Origin of the sequence: Paractinoplanes toevensis (assembly GCF_018332695.1) — a bacterium.
GTDB lineage: Bacteria > Actinomycetota > Actinomycetes > Mycobacteriales > Micromonosporaceae > Actinoplanes > Actinoplanes toevensis.
In genome coordinates this window covers 1-1,416 of record NZ_BOQN01000217.1, presented here as the reverse complement: position 1 = coordinate 1,416, position 1,416 = coordinate 1, and the positions used below count along the sequence as shown (strand labels likewise).

General features: G+C 73.3%; 2 protein-coding genes. One reads left to right on the top strand and one right to left on the bottom strand.

Annotated elements, in window-relative coordinates:
* Positions 1-926, bottom strand: a 926-nt coding sequence (locus Ato02nite_RS50690) for a tetratricopeptide repeat protein (protein ID WP_246608259.1), incomplete at its 3' end; no start/stop codon positions are given.
* Here Ato02nite_RS50690 and Ato02nite_RS50685 point away from each other — a divergent pair.
* On the top strand, positions 870-1,416 hold a 547-nt coding region (locus Ato02nite_RS50685; RefSeq protein WP_213013927.1), incomplete at its 3' end, for a hypothetical protein. The genes Ato02nite_RS50690 and Ato02nite_RS50685 overlap by 57 nt on opposite strands.

The window sequence follows — 1,416 nt, the reverse complement described above, 5'->3', positions numbered from 1 at the left end:
TTCTTCGCCGCGGGCTCGTCGTCGAGCTCGTCCTCGTCCTCGGCGTCTTCGTCGTCCTCGTCGCCGTCCGCGCGGTTCTCGAGCTCGTCGTCCTCGTCGTCGAGGTCGTCGTCCTCGTCCTCGTCCTCGTCGGCCGGCAGCCCGGCGGCGCGGTCGGTCGGCTCGTCCTCGTCGTCCTCGAGCTCGTCGTCCTCGTCGTCGAGTTCGTCGTCGTCCTGGTCGTCGTCCTGGTCGCGGCTCGGGTCGGTGTCGACGTCGGTCCCGGCCGCGACGGCCTCGTCGTCGTCCTCATCCTCGTCGTCGCCCTCGATGCTGATGCCGTCGAGTTCGAGCAGCCGCTCGGTCGCGTCGGTCAGCTGGTCCTCGTCGACCGCGGCGGTCCGCGAGAACCACTCCCGCGCCTCGTCCCGGCGACCCGCGGCGAGCAGCGCATCGGCGTACGCGTAACGCAGCCGCGCCGCCCACTCCGCGTCCTCGTCGGCGGTCAACTCGCGCACCTGCAGCATCGCCACGGCCGCGTCGTGCTGACCCAGATCGCCACGTGCGCCGGCCGCCACGATCAGCAGCTCGATGGCGCCCGCCTTGTCGAGGTTCTTCGGGTCGGCACCCCGGTAGAGGTCGATCGCCCGCTCCGGGCGACCCAGCGCCCGCTCGCTGTCGGCGATCTCGGCCAGGTGCGTCTGACGCCCGGTCATCCGGTGGTACGTGCGCAGCTCGGCGATCGCCATCGTCCAGTCACCGGCCGCGTACGCGGCCAGCCCGACCGCCTCCCGCACCACCGCGATGCGGGACGCGAGCCGCCGCGCCGCGATGGCGTGCTGAAGCGCCAGCTCGGAGTCCTCGTCGATGACCTGGCCGGCCGCCACGAGGTGCCGGGCGACGCTGTCGGCGACGTCCCGAGCCAGCGACAGCAGCTCGGCACGCACCTCCTGATCGAGGTCGGTGGCGACGATCTCCTCGGGGATCTCCGGCGCCTTGAACGTGGGCTGCTGGTCCTCGTCGGCCGGAGCCTGCTCGTTCCGAGCGTCATCGCGGTCCCGGAAACCACCACGGTCCCGGTCGCCGCGGAAGCTGCTGCGTTCCTGGTCACCGCCGCGGAAGCCGCCGCGGTCCTGGTCACTGCGGAAGCCGGGACGATCGCTCTGCGGCCGATCGTCCTGCGGGCGGTCGCTCTGCGGCCGGTCCCGGTCACCGCGGAAGCCGCCGCGATCACCCTGCGGACGGTCCCGGAAGCCACCCCGGTCGCGGTCGCCGCCACGGAACCCGCCGCGGTCGCCGCCACCCTGGTAACCACCACGGTCGCCCTGCGGACGGTCACTGCGGAAGCCGCCCCGGTCACCCTGGAAGCTGCTGCGCGGGCCGCTCTGCTCACGGTCGCCGCCACGGAACCCGCCGCGGTCACCCTGCGGACGGTCA